Here is a 16,415-nt window from a genome sequence, read left to right on the forward strand (position 1 = left end):
ATGGTGTACGACGCGTCGAAAGAGACGGTGAAAGTAACCGCGATGGTATTTGCTATCTTGTTGGGTGCAACGGCATTCTCAATGGCGTTTACCTACACTGGTGGTGACTATCTGGTTGAAGAGTGGATGCTGCAACTGCCAGGTGAGAAATGGGGCTTCTTGATCATTACCATGTTGGTGATTTTGATTCTGGGTTTCTTCATCGACTTCGTAGAGATCTGTTTCATCATCGTGCCGATCATTGCGCCTGTTGCTGAACTGATGGGCATCAACATGACATGGTTCGCTATCCTTATCGCGATGAACCTACAAACCTCATTCCTGACGCCGCCATTTGGTTTTAGTCTGTTCTATCTCAAAGGCGTAGCACCTAAAGGTGTGACAACTAAGGACATCTACCGAGGCGTAATGCCGTTCATTCTGATTCAAATCCTCGTACTTGGATCACTTCTCGCTTTCCCATCTTTCTATGGAATGTGAGTGAAGCCAAGAATGTGAATGATATGTTTCAACGGCTATCTATAAATTGCTAAAGTAAAACGGCTTATTGATGTTCAGTAAGCCGTTTTTTGTGAGGGAAAGGAATGCCTCTAAAAGCCAAGCTGATTTTGCTGACGTTGCTCCCGTTGCTGCTGGTAACGGCGAGTATTAGCTGGATCTCGCTACACCAGACTAAGACGTTAGGCGCTAAAGAAGTTGAGATCTTTAGAGACAGCCTAATCAAGTCGCGTGAAAACGCCCTCAAAGACACGGTTGACCTCGCTTTCGACGCCATAGAACACGTCTATAACGATCCAAATATCCAAGAAGCCCAAGCCAAAAAAAAAGTTCGAACCATATTGTCTAAACTTAGATATGGCTCTGATGGGTATTTCTTCGCATATGATCGCCACGGAACCAACTTGGTTCATCCAATTCAGCCAGAATTGATAGGCCAAAACCTACTCCAACTGCAAGATGAAGATGGCGACTTTCTGATAGAGGCTCTGTTAAGAGAAGCGCAAACCGGAGGCGGATTTCACCAGTATTTGTGGCAAAAACCCTCGACTGGAGAAGTGGTGTCTAAGCTGAGCTACGCTGCTTGGTTAGAGCGTTGGGACTGGATGATTGGCACCGGCTTGTATATTGAAGATGTACACCAAGAAGTGGCTTCGATGCAGGCTGCGATTAACAATAATATTGAAACCACGTTCTTTTCGATTGTGGTGATTTTGAGCGTGACAGTCGCGGTCATCATCGTACTGACCTTGGCCATTAACATGCATGAACATCGGATTGCGGATAACAACCTAAAGGAACTGGCTCATAAGACGGTGATGTTCCAAGAAGACGAGAAGAAGCATCTAGCACGTGAGTTGCATGATGGTATTAACCAATTATTAGTGTCGAGTCGTTGCCACTTAGAACTGCTCGGTAATAAGCTACAAAATGAAGACCTCAAAGCCCATTTGAATAAGTCGCAGCATTCACTGATGCGAGCGATCGAGGAAGTGAGGCACATCTCGCATCAACTTCGCCCAAGTTCGTTGGATGACATAGGCTTAGAAGCGGCGTTGTCTTCGCTGTTATTAGATTTTCAGGCGCACTCGGGTATTGAGGTGGAAACTTTATTTAGTACTCAACAGGGCAAGTTGAAATCTGAGGCTGCGACAACTTTGTATCGAGTGGTACAAGAGTCGCTGAATAATATCGAGAAACACGCGCAAGCGACCAAAGTAACGGTTATCGCGCAGCAAATTGGTAATGTGCTGCAACTACTGATTCAAGATAACGGTGTCGGTTTCAACACCTATAAAGCGATGGAAAAACGAGGGATCGGGCTGCGTAACATGAGAGAGCGAGTGGAGTTCATCGGTGGTGACTTTGAATTGATGAGTGAGATTGGCCTCGGAACGGAAATTACAGTGTTACTGACACTAGAGGGATTAATGAATGAGTGAAGTTATTCGAGTTGTGATTGCTGATGATCACCAAGTGGTACTGGATGGCTTTATGGCGAGATTGGAACTCGAGCCAGATATTAGCGTGATAGGTACCGCCAGTAATGGGCTAGAAGCGGTAGAGGTCGTTAAGTCTCTGCGCCCTGATGTGGTGTTGATGGATATCAGCATGCCTATCATGAATGGTATTGATGCCACCCATCTGATCAAAGAAGAAGACCCAGAAGCCAAGGTACTGATGCTGACCATGCATAACAACCGTGAATACATCATGAAAGTGATGCAGTCGGGTGCTGTCGGCTACATGTTGAAAGAGATTTCGGCTGAAAAAATGGTGCAGGCAATCAAAACGGTCAATCAAGGCTCGACCTATTTCTGTGAAAAAGTCACGCAGAATTTGTTTACTCAGCCGATTACTCCAACGCCATCGGTCAAGAATCCATTGAGCAGGCGTGAAGAGGCTGTGCTGAAATTAGTCGCAAAAGGGGAGAGCAGTAAAGAGGTCGCAAAGGCGCTGAATATCAGCTATCGAACGGTAGAAACCCATAGGCAAAATATTAAGCATAAGCTCGATATTCACTCTACGGCAGAGCTTGCAAAATATGCGGTCAGCTCCGGGCTTGTGGACTGATCTTACGCTAAATAACGTTAAATGTGTAATTTAATTACTAAATGTGTAATTTACGCCTCCTTTATGGAGGTTTTTTTAGTATTTTTGCGACAGGTTGATATTCTTCTTTTCGAAATTTAAGCGCCGAATGCAATGTTGCAAACTGTGCGCTGCAAATTAGAGAGGAAGCATGGAGCCTGTAAAAGATAGGTATAGTATTGAAAATACCGATTATACAGTAGGACAAGATAACGTTCAGAAATGGGGTTTTGATGTTCATAACCCAGTATTTGGAATCAGTGCAGGGGCGATCATTATCTTCCTGCTGGCACTTCTAGTCGCAGACCCTGAAACCGCAAAAGCGGCGCTTGATGGAATCAAATGGAAAGTCATTGGTAACTTCGATGGTTTCTTCATGTGGGCAGCAAACATCTTCGTAATTTTCTGTTTTGCCCTCATTGTCTCCCCGTATGGCAAGATACGTATTGGTGGCAATGATGCCAAAGCAGAGCACTCAAACCTATCTTGGATGTCGATGTTATTCGCCGCAGGAATGGGTATTGGCTTAATGTTCTGGGGTGTGGCTGAGCCAGTGGCTTACTTCACTGGCTGGTATGAAACGCCATTAGGTGTTGAAGCTTACTCTCCTGAAGCGGCGAAGTTGGCTCTTGGTGCAACCATCTACAACTGGGGTCTTCACGGTTGGGCGATTTACGCTGTTGTTGCTTTAGCGCTTGCTTTCTTCACCTTCAATAAAGGTTTACCTCTATCAATCCGCTCTATTTTCTATCCTATTTTGGGTGATAGAACTTGGGGTTGGTTTGGTCATATCGTTGATATCGTCGCTGTACTTGCAACACTATTTGGCCTTGCAACTTCACTGGGCTTAGGTGCTCAACAAGCAACAAGTGGTATTAACCATGTATTTGGTACCGATGGCGGGATTGGCATGCAGTTGGTTGTTATCGCAGTGGTTACTTTCTTAGCGACAATGTCAGTGGTTCGCGGCATTAACGGTGGTGTAAAGCTTCTGAGTAATGTGAATATGCTGGTTGCTTTGGGCTTGCTTATCTTCGTAACCATCGCTGGTGGCATGGCGGGTATTAAAGCTATCCCAACCGCGCTAATGGGCTACATTGAAAACTTCATTCCTTTAAGTAATCCTCACGGTCGTGATGATGAAACGTGGATGCAAGGTTGGACGGTATTCTACTGGGCGTGGTGGATGTCTTGGTCTCCATTCGTAGGCATGTTCATCGCTCGTATCTCTAAAGGTCGTACGATTCGTGAATTCATCGTTGCTGTATTGTTCATCCCAACGACAGTAATCATCATCTGGATGGCTATTTTCGGTGGCATCGCGATTGATCAAGTGGCGAACAAAGTGGGCGAGATTGGTATGAATGGTCTGCAAGATATTACACTTTCTCTTTTCCATACTTACGATGCACTGCCAATGAGCTCTGTGCTTTCAGTGGTATCGATTGGTTTGATTATGGTGTTCTTTATCACCTCGTCTGATTCAGGCTCTTTGGTTATCGATAGCATTACCTCTGGCGGTAAAGTGGATGCACCGGTTCCACAACGTGTATTTTGGGCGTTGATGGGCGGCGCGATTGCAGCGGTTCTATTGTGGGTTGGTGGTACGGAATCAATTCAAGCACTGCAAGCTGGAACGGTATCAATGGCGCTACCATTTGCCTTCATATTATTGCTTATGTGCCTAAGCTTATTGCTAGGTTTACGAACTGAAAATCAATTGGTTAAGCACCAAAATGCTTTGAGTTAAAAGTATTTTTGATAAAAAGGTCGACAGGGTCGACCTTTTTTTCGTCATAAACTTGAGTAATTACGTGAATATTGTTTGAAATTCCATCGAACCGATTCTGGTTTACTGAAAACAACAAGTTAACCTGCTAAACTTCAGACATCCAAGTATTTGAATTATTGTGACAACAGCTTGTACTACTTGGATCGTAGGTTCGAGTTTGTGATTAAGTCGCAGGTAAGTAAGGAATACGAGGTCAATAGACCCTAATAGTATTCCGTAGAGAGGGATAATGACTAAAGGTATAGATAAATACAGTATCGACAGTACGGATTACACTGTCGGTCAAGATAACGTCCAAAAATGGGGTTTTGATGTTCATAACCCAGTATTTGGTATCAGTGCGGGACTTATCGCTTTGTTCCTGATCGGTGTTCTTATTACAGATACCGCTTCAGCAAAGGCTGCACTAGATGGCGTTAAAGGCCAGATTATCAATTCGTTTGATTGGCTTTTCATCTGGTCGGGTAATATTTTCGTAATTTTCTGCTTAGGTTTGATTGTTTCTCCATACGGCAAAATCCGCCTTGGTGGTGTTGATGCGACGGCAGATTACTCATTCATCTCTTGGCTATCGATGCTATTTGCCGCAGGTATGGGTATCGGCTTGATGTTCTGGAGTGTGGCTGAGCCTGCTGCTTACTTCACGGGTTGGTTTGAAACTCCGTTAGGTGTTGAACCAAACACACCAGAAGCTGCAAAACTGGCATTGGGTGCAACCATGTATCACTGGGGTCTACACCCTTGGGCGATTTATGGCGTAGTAGCACTGTCACTTGCGTTTTTCTCTTACAACAAGGGATTACCTCTTTCTATCCGTTCTATCTTTTACCCAATTTTAGGTGATAGAGCTTGGGGCTGGGCTGGTCACATTGTTGATATTCTTGCTGTACTTGCAACGCTATTTGGTCTGGCGACATCGTTAGGTCTTGGTGCGCAACAAGCGGCAAGTGGTATTCAGCATGTATTCGGCATTGAAGCGGGCCTAGGTCTGCAAGTTATTGTGATTACAGCGGTGACTTTATTGGCGGTAGTATCAGTACTTCGTGGTATTGATGGTGGCGTTAAAGTTATCAGTAACATCAACATGTTGGTTGCTTTCCTTCTGCTTATCTTAGTGGCTCTAATCGGCTACGCGGTGACTTTAGGTTCTATCCCAACAACATTGATGGCATACATTGAAAACATCATTCCGCTAAGTAACCCTCACGGTCGTGAAGATGAAACATGGATGCACGGTTGGACTGTATTCTACTGGGCTTGGTGGATCTCATGGTCTCCATTCGTAGGTATGTTTATCGCACGTGTTTCTAAAGGTCGTACCGTGCGTGAGTTCATCACAGCAGTACTAATTGTACCGACTACAGTGACTATCATCTGGATGTCAGTATTCGGTGGCATGGCGATTGACCAAATCGTGAATAACGTAGGTATTCTTGGTCAAGACGGCCTAACAGATGTATCACTAGCAATGTTCCAAATGTTTGATGCACTGCCGTTCGGTACTCTGCTTTCAATCATTGCGGTTGTATTGGTTCTAGTATTCTTCATTACATCGTCTGACTCAGGCTCTCTAGTAATCGACAGCATCACTGCGGGCGGTAAAGTTGATACGCCTGTGCCTCAACGTGTGTTCTGGGCGTTCCTTGAAGGTGCGATCGCTGTTGCTCTATTGTGGGTTGGTGGTACTGAAGCAGTACAAGCTCTACAAGCGGGTGCAATCTCGACGGCATTGCCATTCACCATCATTCTATTGCTGATGTGTGTAAGCTTGCTAATGGGTATGCGTACAGAAAAACGCTAGGCTTTTTAAGCTGAAATCTACTGCAATTTATACGCAGTAGAACGGTAAATAATATGAAGGTAGAAGAGGAAACTCTTCTGCCTTTTTTGTTTCTTCTGTACCGTGTTTTCTTGCCTCTTTTTAACATGTGAAGTGCGATAAAAATTCTAATAACCGTAGAGATAATGCCGCCTTAAATTTGGCGACAAGCCAAGGAATTGACATTAGGTAAGCTTATGGTTTGCTTAAAATTATATTCCGATATTAAATTATAAAATCGCTCGAATTTAATACTGATTTTGGGTAGTATGCGCGAGATTTCCCACCACTCGTGAAACTTTGACATGAAACTAACACTAAAGCAGAAGTTGATAGGTGCTAGCCTATCTGCTGTTGTCGTTATGGCTACAGCGTTGACTTGGTTGTCAGCAAACCAATTATTTGAACAGACTCGTAATGGCGTATACCTACGAGCTGAAAGCGTATCTGAAGCAGCATCTGAAGGGATTAAAAACTGGATTGATATCCGCACGGATATCGCATCAGCATTTAATGACTTTTCACGAGAGGATGATGTTGTTCCTTTCCTTAAGCAAGCTCGTGTAGCGGGTGGCTTTGACGATATCTTTTTAGGTACTCCAGAAGGTGGAATGTACCGTTCACACCCTGAACGTAATCGTGCAGATTACGATCCTCGTCAACGTCCTTGGTACCAAGAAGCAAACGCTGCAGGTAAGCAAATCATTACCACGGCTTACCAAGATGCAATCACCAAAGCACTTCTAGTAACGATCGCAGAACCTGTTCGCCACAACGGCCAACTTGTTGGTGTTGTTGGTGCAGACGTACTTATCGACCAATTGGTTAACGATGTAATCAGCCTTGATGTTGGTGACAACGCTTACGCAATGCTAATTGATGCCTCTGACGGCACATTCCTAGCACACCCAGATTCAGCACTAAGCTTGAAGCCAGTAAGCCAACTTTCAAACGATATCTCTATGCCTATCATCGAAAACGCAGTGCGCACGGGTAGCATCGAGATCATCAAAGAGCGCGGCGCTGACAAGCTGCTTTACTTCACGAAAGTGCCTAACACTAACTGGATCTTCGCGGTTCAGATGGACAAAGCAACAGAAGAAGCGAACCACTCAACGCTACTTACTCAGCTGATCATCACTGCTGTCGTTATTACGCTCATCGTAATCGTACTCGTGTCTTGGTTAGTAAGCTTCCTATTCCGCGACCTAAACCGCGTTTCAGCGGCACTTGAAGAAATTGCTTCAGGTGAGGGCGACCTTACTCAACGTCTTGAGCCTAAGAGCGACGACGAAATTGGTCAGCTTGCTGCAAACTTCAACCGTTTTGTGGGCAACATGCACACTATGGTGATCAAGCTAAGCGAAGTATCTGCTGCGCTAGGCAACCAAGCACGTCAAACGGCTTCTCAAGCTGAAGAACGTAGTGCTCGTATCCAAATGCAACAAGACGAGATCAACATGGTAGCAACAGCCGTTAACGAAATGGCTGCAGCAACACAAGAGATCGCAGGTAACGCAGACCACACTGCACAGAACTCATCTGAAGCGGTTGGCGCGTGTGAGCACGGTACTGGTCAAGTAACACAGACTCAAAGCTCTATCCAAAACCTTGCTCAAGAAGTTCAAATCGCAACCAACGTGATTCTAGAGCTTGAAGAGCACGGCAACAGCATCAACGCTATCTTGTCTAACATTCAAGGTATTGCAGAACAAACGAACCTACTTGCACTTAACGCCGCTATTGAAGCTGCACGTGCCGGTGAGCAAGGTCGTGGTTTCGCAGTAGTAGCGGATGAAGTTCGAGTTCTGAGCCAACGTACACACGGTTCAACGCAAGAAATTCAACAAACGATTGAGTTGCTACAAGGTACAACAGGCAAAGCGGTTAACATCATGAACGATAGCCGTACACTTGCTGAAACCAGTGTTGATGACGCGAACTCAGCGGCTGCAAGCCTAACGCAAATCCATGCTGCTGTTGAACGCATTAGCGACATGGCAACACAGATTGCTTCTGCTGCAGAAGAGCAAGCGTCAGTAACGTCTGAGATTACTCGTAACACTGAAGGAATCCGTGACGTATCTAATGAGCTAGCAGACGAAGCACACCAAGCTGCAGAGCAAGCTGCGCAGCTTTCTGAACTGTCTCACGAGCTAGAAAGCGAAATCAGCCGCTTCAAGCTGTAAGCGCTAATAGGTAATTTGAAAGCCGAATGTGATTATCACATTCGGCTTTTTTGTGCGTGCTAGTTAGAGTTATGAACTCAAATTAGTTGTTCGGGTAACCTGGGAACTTAGCTTTAAGCGCAGCACGAGTAGGGAAGTACTGCTCCATAAATTTAACCATCGCAGGGTCGTTCGCTTGTAGCTCTGTGAACGTTGCTGAACTTAACTCTTGCGCGTTGTAACCCTTATAGTTCAGGTCGTAGTAGGCATACAAAGAATAGGCTAGGTACTCTTGGTCGTATGACTCTGCGTCTAAATCTGCTTCGACAATCGTAGAGTCTTTACCGTTCGGAAAGTATGAGCCTGAAAGAATCGCTTTCTCATTCAGTTCATCTAACTCTTTCTGCATCACACCCCATTTCGACGAAGATGATTGCACCGCTAGGTTCATCACACCGTAATCGTGAACAAAGTGAATGATCTCTTCGAACGCAGCGTCTCTTTGAGTGACTAGATCCGGTTTATTCTCGCCTGTTGTTGTGTCAGTAGTTTCAGTCGCGAACAGATCTTGGAAGCGGTAATTTTCATCTAAGAAGTCACCGCCATCTCTGTCAGACCAATCTTCATCGTAAAAGAATCCCATGGTCGCTTTGCTGTCGTAAATTGCCTTAGTCACTTCAGCGGGGAAGTTATCAAGGTAGTACTGCATGATGTTTTTAACGTGAGCGACTTTTGCTTCAGAATTGTTTTTAGATTTATCTTCGATCAACAGCGGGATCTTATAACCATGAGCTTCAACGCAAGTTTGTTGCTTGATGCCATTTGTAAGCAGCTCACCCGTTGTATTTGAGATAACAGAGCAGTCAACTGTAGGCACTCGTGAAAATGTCTCTGAGGCGCTTTGAGCGAAGGATGGAACAAATTGAATGCCATTGCTCAGAGTGTTGCCAACACGAACATAGAGATTCATAGGTCTCATTTGGTCGATATTAAATTTGTCACCAGTAGCATCAATAATGAATTGCTTATTGATGGACACAGTGTCTGCTTTTTTCCATCGGATGACGTTGTTTATGTCGTTTTCAACCTCCGCGATAGCAAGCTTTTCAGGTGTCTTTGTTGAGTTAAAGTTCTCGTAGTAAATATCGAAATTTTCAACGTTAAACGTTTTACCCGCTGAGTTTGTTGCCGTCACTGAAAAGGTAATATCAGCATCATTTTGGGTTTTGTAGTTGCGCTCAGGAATGCCGTGAACTTGTGCGAAGCTGCCGCTAGATTTTAGATTATTACCATACTGAGTAATATCAATGTTCACGTTTTTGTCTGTACCCGCAGCAATCGATTTCACGCTGAATTGCAGTGAGTAATTGCTTCCTAAACTAACCACTGAGCTAGCGCTTGATGCATCGATTACATTCTTTGACGCGCTCGTGTTATTGCTGTCGCTGCCGCCGCATGCAGTTAGCATCGTAGTCAGAACAAGAGTTGGAATTGTGAGTTTGTATACCATAGGGGACCAAGTTATCTGCAAGCTATAAAGCCAGCATGTTACAAGAAATGGCATTTGCTCTTAGTAAGCTTTTGTAAGTAATGTATTAATATTGCTTACAAATAAGCAATAAGTGATTGGCGGTGATTATTTGTTTGAGCTGCTCGATACTAGAATCTCAGACAACAAAAAGCCCGAGCATAAACTCGGGCTTTGAATGGTGTTCTTTATAGCTTCAGGGGAAGCTAGATTGCCTGACGAAGTTGGAAGTAACGTCCTTCTTCGTTTAATAGCTTCTCGTGAGAGCCGTTTTCAACAATCTCGCCTTGTTCAATCAGAACGATAGAATCCATCGATTCCAGACCAATCAAACGGTGTGTGATGAAGATAACCGTCTTGCCTTCGAAGTGCTTTTCGAACAGCGTCATGATGCTCTGCTCTGTTTGCTTATCTAAGCCTTCTGTTGGCTCATCGAGAAGCAGGATAGGGGCATCATGAAGAATGGCACGTGCGATACCAATACGGCGCTTCTCACCACCAGACAGTTGACGACCACCGTCACCCAACCAGCTATCAAGCGCGTTATTCTCAAGCAGCTTTTCTAGGCCAACATCTTTTAGGATATTCGCTAAGTGATCATCGGTTGCTTCTGGTCTTGCAATCAACAAGTTGTCACGCAAAGTACCATTTAGAATGTCGACACGTTGGCTTACCACACTGATTGATTCACGAAGCTGTGATTCATTCCACTGCGTCAGTTCAATGCCCGCAATTGAGATGTAACCCTTCTTAGGATCCCAGTAGCGAGTCAGAAGCTGAATCAGTGTTGATTTACCAGAGCCCGTTTGGCCCACAATCGCAACCTTGTTCGTTGCAGGGATCGTTAGGTCAACAGCGTTCAGAACATTGCGCTCAGAGTCAGGGTAGTTGAACGTCACGTTTGAGAACGTAATATCAAGTGGCTTGTTGATGTCGAGTTTCTCTTCAGCGAACTGAACTTCAGGCTCCGACAGAATCACTTCGTTCAAGCGACGTGCTGAAGACAGAGTTTGACCTAAATGCTGGAACGCGCCTGCGATTGGCATTAATAGCTCGAAGCTTGCCATAGTAGCGAACGCCATTAGCGCGATGAACGGGTCTGGTGCATTACCACCCACGCCGTCAGCCGCAAGCCAAAGCATAAGAACCAGCGTCAAACCGTTGAACAGCATTAGCGCAGCCGAAGCCATGCCGGTTAGGTTAGCGTTTACAAACTGATTCGCCATCAGCTTGCGTTGCGTTTCTAGAATTGCATTACGGTAACGCTCTTCAGCACCAAACAGAGTCAGTTCGCTGTAGCCTTCAATCCAATCTAGCGTAGTGACACGAAGATCCGCTTTGTTCTGTGTCAGTTCACCACCGTTACGTTTACCCAGTTTGTAGAACAAGATAGGCCAAACCAACAGCATGATAAGAAGGATAGAACCTAAGATTAAACCTAGTGAGCTATCGAACCACATCAAGAACAGAGTCAGGAAGAAGATCCCGAACACACCCACCGTCACTGGGCTTACTAAGCGCAAGTATACGTGATCCATCGCGTCTACATCAGCAACCAAACGGTTGAGAAGATCAGCATCACGAAGGTTTGAAATACGACCTGGGATCAGCGGAGCCAGCTTCTTGAAGAAGAAGATACGCAGATCAGTTAACAGTTTGAATGTCGCATTGTGGCTAACAACACGTTCACCCCAACGACCCGCAGTACGGCTCATTGCCAAACCACGTACACCACCACCCGGTAGCATGTAGTTGAAGGTTTCACGCGCAATCGTCAGGCCAGCAACCGCAGAAGCTGAAATAAACCAGCCTGATAGCGTTAACAAGCCGATAGAAGCCGATAGAGTAGCAAAAGCCAATAGCATGCCTAGTGATAGGCCAAACCAATGCTTTTTATAGAGTTTCAGGTAAGGCAGTAAATCACGCATCTAAATTACCCTTATTATCTTGTTGAGCTAAGTTCGCGTTAAGCATCTCTTCGAATAAACCACCCGCAGTCGAAAGCTGAGAGTAATGACCTTGTTCAACAAGACCACCATCGCGCATAACCAGAATGTTATCGACCGATTTAAGCGGGGCAAGTTGGTGTGTCACAAGCAGGGCAGTGCGGCTTTCGATGTTGCTATTGATGCCTTTCATTACCAACTGTTCGCTACGAGTATCTAGGCTGGCTGTGGGTTCATCGAGCAACCAGAATTGGCCGTCTTGAATCATTGCGCGAGCCAGAGCCAAACGCTGAGATTGACCCACAGACAGACCGCCAGAGCGATCAGAAATCATGTAATCCAAGCCGTGCTCATTTACGAATTCGTTAGCAAAAGACTGCTCAAGTGCATTCTCGACAACTTGGTCAGTGATATCGTGCTTACCTAGAGTGACGTTGTCACGAATTGTGCCGTGCAGTAGCAACGGGTTTTGACCAACCCAGCTAATGGTTTTACGCCAAGAGGCTAAGTCTAGGTCACGCAGTTCAACGCCATTGATTTTCAAGCTTCCTTCATAAGGCATGAAACCAAGAATAGCATTGATCAAACTTGTTTTACCCGCACCGCTTGGGCCAACTAATGCAGTCGACTGGCGAGTATTCAGTGCAAACGAGATAGGGCCAACCAGTTGAACACCTTCAGGGCTCAACACTTTAAGGTCTTGAGCCTCAATATTGATGCCTTGAGCCGGGTCGAGCTGAGTGTCGCCTGATTTAACTTTAGTGATGTCTGTTTCTAGGAACTCGACAATACTTTCGGCTGCGCCAACTGCTTGTTGTTTCGCATGGTAGAAAGTACCTAAATCACGCAGAGGTTGGTAAAACTCTGGCGCCAAGATAAGGATAAACAAACCTGCGAATAGCGTAATGCCTGCGCCGTAGTGACCGAAGTTAAGCTCACCAATGTAGGTGAAACCAAAGTAAACCGCTGTCATTGCGATAGAGATCGACGTGAAGAACTCAAGTACAGCAGAAGACAAGAAAGCGATTTTCAACACGTCCATGGTGCGCGTTCTGAACACTTCAGATGCACCTTTAAGTACCTCTGTTTCAGCGTTAGTGCGATCAAATAAACGGATGGTTGTCATTGACTGCAAACGGTCATAAAAGTGACCAGAAAGACGTTGCAGTGCTTTGAAGTTTTTACGGTTTGCATCGGCTGCTTTCATACCAACAAGTGCCATGAACATCGGTACCAGTGGAGCAGTAATCAAGAAGATCAGTCCCGCTGCCCAGTTAACGGGGAACACCACAACCAAAATAATGAACGGAATCATTACCGACAAAGACATCTGAGGTAAGTAACGAGAGAAGAAGTCTTGCATGTCTTCTACTTGTTCTAGCAACAGGGTTGCCCACGTACCCGCAGGTTTGCCTTTGATATAAGCAGGGCCCAACTCACGTAACTTATCAAGGATGAGTTGCCTGATGTAGACACGGATCTGTTCACCACAGCGATAACCTGCGATCTCACGTCCCCATGTACAGCCAGCACGGCCAACGACCGATAATGCCAAGCCTGCGAAATGACCAACCAGTTCAGATTTATCGACATTTTCGATGATCAGCTGGTGAAGAATAGAGGCGAGAAGAGCTGCTTGAGCAATTAAAAACACGCTTGAAAGTACGCCAAGGCTAATCGCAATCATAAGCCAGCGTTTCGCTAACTTACTCTGTTGCTTAAGCCACTTGTTCAAGCTGCGTTGTTTTTTCTTATCCATTATGAAGGCTTAATGATAATTATTATTTGTTGAGGGCGGGTAGTATACAAAAGAAAGCCCAGTGGATATACCGCTGGGCTCTAGGGATTTACAACAAATTGTGATGATGCCCTGCATCTACTGAGGCGAGAGCTCCGATAATCAAATCTGCAATCTCAGATTTACTTATCGTTAAGGCCATCTAGGAAGCGTTCAGCATCCAATGCAGCCATACAACCCGTGCCTGCAGAAGTAATTGCTTGGCGGTAGTTGTGGTCCATTACATCACCTGCAGCGAACACGCCTGGGATGCTGGTTTGTGTTGCGTTACCTTCAAGACCTGACTGAACGATGATGTAGTCATCTTTCATATCCACTTGGCCCTTGAAGATTTCAGTGTTTGGTTGGTGACCGATAGCGATGAATGCGCCCATTACTTCGATGTCTTCTGTCTTATCAGACTGAGTATCTTTAATACGAACGCCAGTTACGCCCATGTCGTCGCCTAGAACTTCGTCTAGCGTGCGATCAGTGTGAAGAACAATGTTGCCGTTCTCTACTTTGTCCATTAAACGCTTCACTAGAATCTTTTCAGCGCGGAACGTGTCACGACGGTGAACTAGATGAACTTCAGACGCGATGTTAGATAGGTAAAGTGCTTCTTCAACAGCCGTGTTACCACCACCAACAACTGCAACTTTCTGGTTGCGGTAGAAGAAACCATCACATGTAGCACAAGCAGAAACGCCACGGCCTTTGAATGCTTCTTCAGAATCTAAACCTAGGTACTTAGCCGATGCGCCCGTTGAGATGATCAACGCATCACACGTGTACTCGCCAGAATCGCCTTTAAGACGGAAAGGGCGGTTTGAAAGGTCTACTTCGTTAATGTGGTCGAACAGGATCTCTGTTTCAAAGCGCTCTGCGTGCTCTTTCATGCGATCCATCAGTGCTGGACCCGTTAAACCTTCAGCATCACCCGGCCAGTTTTCCACTTCTGTTGTGGTTGTAAGCTGACCACCTTGCTGCATACCCGTAACAAGTACTGGGTTTAGGTTTGCACGAGCAGCGTAAACTGCAGCTGTATAGCCAGCAGGGCCAGAACCAAGAATCAATAAATTACAGTGCTTTACGTCGCTCATGAGGACTCCGAAATTGAAATTGTTTTTATTTATAATCGCTTAGGATTGTATGGAAAATATGGAGGCAATAAAAGGTTAAACAAGGGCTGAAGTGTAATTAATCGTTATAGTTTAGAACTTAATGGAGACAAACGTTTTCGTGGCTGGAAGATCAGTGAAAGAACTTAAAGGCTATGGCTGAGTTCGGCCAACTAAATGAGGTTTCATTCCCTTAATCAAGTTTAACTAACGTTGGTTTGAAATCGGCTTTGGACAAGCTTGTATGTTTTCGTGTCGGTAAGGCGAATATAGGCTCTCAAGGGAATAACTGAACAGAAATGACTTAAGGCTTGTGTCCCAATCCTTAGAATAGTAAAGGATTGGGACAAAGACGTGCCAAAATGTGCCCAGAAACTGAATCAAACAACATTTGCTATCTTACACAGAGGTGGGCTTATAGCACTTATATTATTTACCATTAAAGTCACTTATACGTCAGTTTAAAAGTCAATTTTATTTAGCCACTCAACATGCTTTGTCCGTTCTTCTTGCTGCCATTTCAAATTCCAAACCCAATCATCTTCTCTTGGTGAGCAATCAGAACATTTATCACAATGACTTTGCTTAAATCCTAACGCAAACTCTGGTCCATCCGAGTTATCGAATGCTTTGATCAGCAAGTTCCCAGTTCCAACTGTGTGCTTATGCTTTAAGCAAGTCATGATAGGCATGCTCAGAGAGTGCATTCCTAACTGTTGAGCTATCATCCCTCTAGGTCGGTAATCAACAAACATATGCTCACAATGACCAATAATATTTGTTGGATCGTAGTTGGCTAAACCTATTGCTATGAACTGACCCTCTCTCGAAGCAGGATCGTCTGGGTCCATACCAAGGTTTTTTGCCATGTCAGCAAAGAACAGCTTTTGCTCTTCGATACTGGCTTCATAAAGTGGCTTTGGTTCTTCTTTACTAGCCATTACATTATCAAGTGCATCCAATAACTCTTCAGCACTCGGACAATGCTCAAGAATTAAAGATCTAACGTCAAACTTAACAATGGTTTTAAGCTCAGACTGTAAATTGACCATAAGATACAGCTGCTCAATTTTTCTCATCTCACTGACAATTGACGAGTACATCAATACTGTGTGCATCATCTTTTCAAACCATTCATCTAGGAATGCAATAGCTTCATTTGACCCACGAGCATTATGAATGGTTTTAAACATACCTATAGATAAAGCCACATCACACATCAAATCAGCCAGAATATTAAACTGACCAAGGTTAACTAGCCTATGGCACATGTTTATTATCTTCTGTAACTGAGCACAAGCATCATGGTATTGCTTGTGTATTTCTCGATTCATGCACAAGTATTCAAAACTACCAGATTCGAAGTTTTCATTTGAATGATGATGCGCATGTAGTTGTTCAACTTTAAAATTGAACAGTGAACTTCTTGCTTTAGCTATAGCAGTAAGACGGTAAGCTGACTCTTTCTGCTCTCTTGCAAAGAGAACTAAGTATTCGCATAACTTAAATTGTTCTTCAATCTGTTCATTTTTGACTTGTTTATAAGGAGCGACCTTAAAAGCGTAATCGAAATAAAGGGCGTTGTTGCCTAAATCAGTTGAACCTTTTCCAAGTCCCGTGATCTGAACCTTTGTGATAGTTAGAACGGTGGTGACATGGGTAAAGCGAAAAAGAA

General features: G+C 44.6%; 10 protein-coding genes and 1 pseudogene. 6 read left to right on the plus strand and 5 right to left on the minus strand.

The genetic code is table 11. The features are described from left to right. From IQQ51_RS27460 to IQQ51_RS20690, 6 genes are all read left to right on the plus strand, one after another. On the plus strand, positions 1-480 hold a 480-nt coding region (locus IQQ51_RS27460; RefSeq protein WP_228013071.1), incomplete at its 5' end, for a TRAP transporter large permease subunit. 104 nt (positions 481-584) lie between these two features. Then, positions 585-1,940, plus strand: a complete 1,356-nt coding sequence (locus tag IQQ51_RS20670) for a cache domain-containing protein (RefSeq protein WP_050621238.1) — start codon at positions 585-587, stop codon at positions 1,938-1,940. Further along, positions 1,933-2,571: a response regulator transcription factor gene (locus tag IQQ51_RS20675; RefSeq protein ID WP_017060961.1), complete on the plus strand. Its 639-nt coding sequence runs from the start codon at positions 1,933-1,935 to the stop codon at positions 2,569-2,571. Before IQQ51_RS20670 ends, IQQ51_RS20675 begins: the two co-directional genes overlap by 8 nt. 169 nt (positions 2,572-2,740) lie before the next feature. After that, entirely contained in the window at positions 2,741-4,339 is a 1,599-nt protein-coding gene (locus tag IQQ51_RS20680) for a BCCT family transporter (RefSeq protein WP_193841991.1), read from the plus strand. A gap of 271 nt (positions 4,340-4,610) precedes the next feature. Continuing rightward, complete coding sequence (locus IQQ51_RS20685) at positions 4,611-6,182, plus strand: BCCT family transporter (protein ID WP_048607163.1); 1,572 nt, start codon at positions 4,611-4,613, stop codon at positions 6,180-6,182. A gap of 323 nt (positions 6,183-6,505) precedes the next feature. Continuing rightward, positions 6,506-8,389: a methyl-accepting chemotaxis protein gene (locus IQQ51_RS20690; RefSeq protein WP_050643847.1), complete on the plus strand. Its 1,884-nt coding sequence runs from the start codon at positions 6,506-6,508 to the stop codon at positions 8,387-8,389. Between the two features lie 82 nt (positions 8,390-8,471). Here the strand turns inward: IQQ51_RS20690 and IQQ51_RS20695 are convergent, their stop codons facing one another. The 5 genes and pseudogenes from IQQ51_RS20695 to IQQ51_RS20715 form a co-directional block, all read right to left on the minus strand. Further along, positions 8,472-9,878 carry a hypothetical protein gene (locus IQQ51_RS20695; protein ID WP_193841992.1) on the minus strand — a complete coding sequence of 469 codons (1,407 nt, stop codon included), beginning with the start codon at positions 9,876-9,878 and terminating at the stop codon, positions 8,472-8,474. A 224-nt stretch (positions 9,879-10,102) separates the two neighbouring features. Next, positions 10,103-11,824: a heme ABC transporter ATP-binding protein/permease CydC gene (cydC, locus tag IQQ51_RS20700; protein ID WP_050652177.1), complete on the minus strand. Its 1,722-nt coding sequence runs from the start codon at positions 11,822-11,824 to the stop codon at positions 10,103-10,105. Further along, entirely contained in the window at positions 11,817-13,601 is a 1,785-nt protein-coding gene (gene cydD / locus IQQ51_RS20705) for a heme ABC transporter permease/ATP-binding protein CydD (RefSeq protein ID WP_193841993.1), read from the minus strand. Before cydD ends, cydC begins: the two co-directional genes overlap by 8 nt. 161 nt (positions 13,602-13,762) lie before the next feature. Next, the gene (gene trxB / locus IQQ51_RS20710; protein ID WP_004733400.1) at positions 13,763-14,722 is read right to left on the minus strand and encodes a thioredoxin-disulfide reductase; all 960 of its coding nucleotides are present in this window, start codon (positions 14,720-14,722) and stop codon (positions 13,763-13,765) included. Positions 14,723-15,201: 479 nt separating this feature from the next. Next, positions 15,202-16,415: pseudogene (locus IQQ51_RS20715) on the minus strand (DUF4365 domain-containing protein); the annotation flags it as partial.

It is taken from the genome of Vibrio sp. OPT18 (assembly GCF_015163615.1).
GTDB lineage: Bacteria > Pseudomonadota > Gammaproteobacteria > Enterobacterales > Vibrionaceae > Vibrio > Vibrio coralliirubri.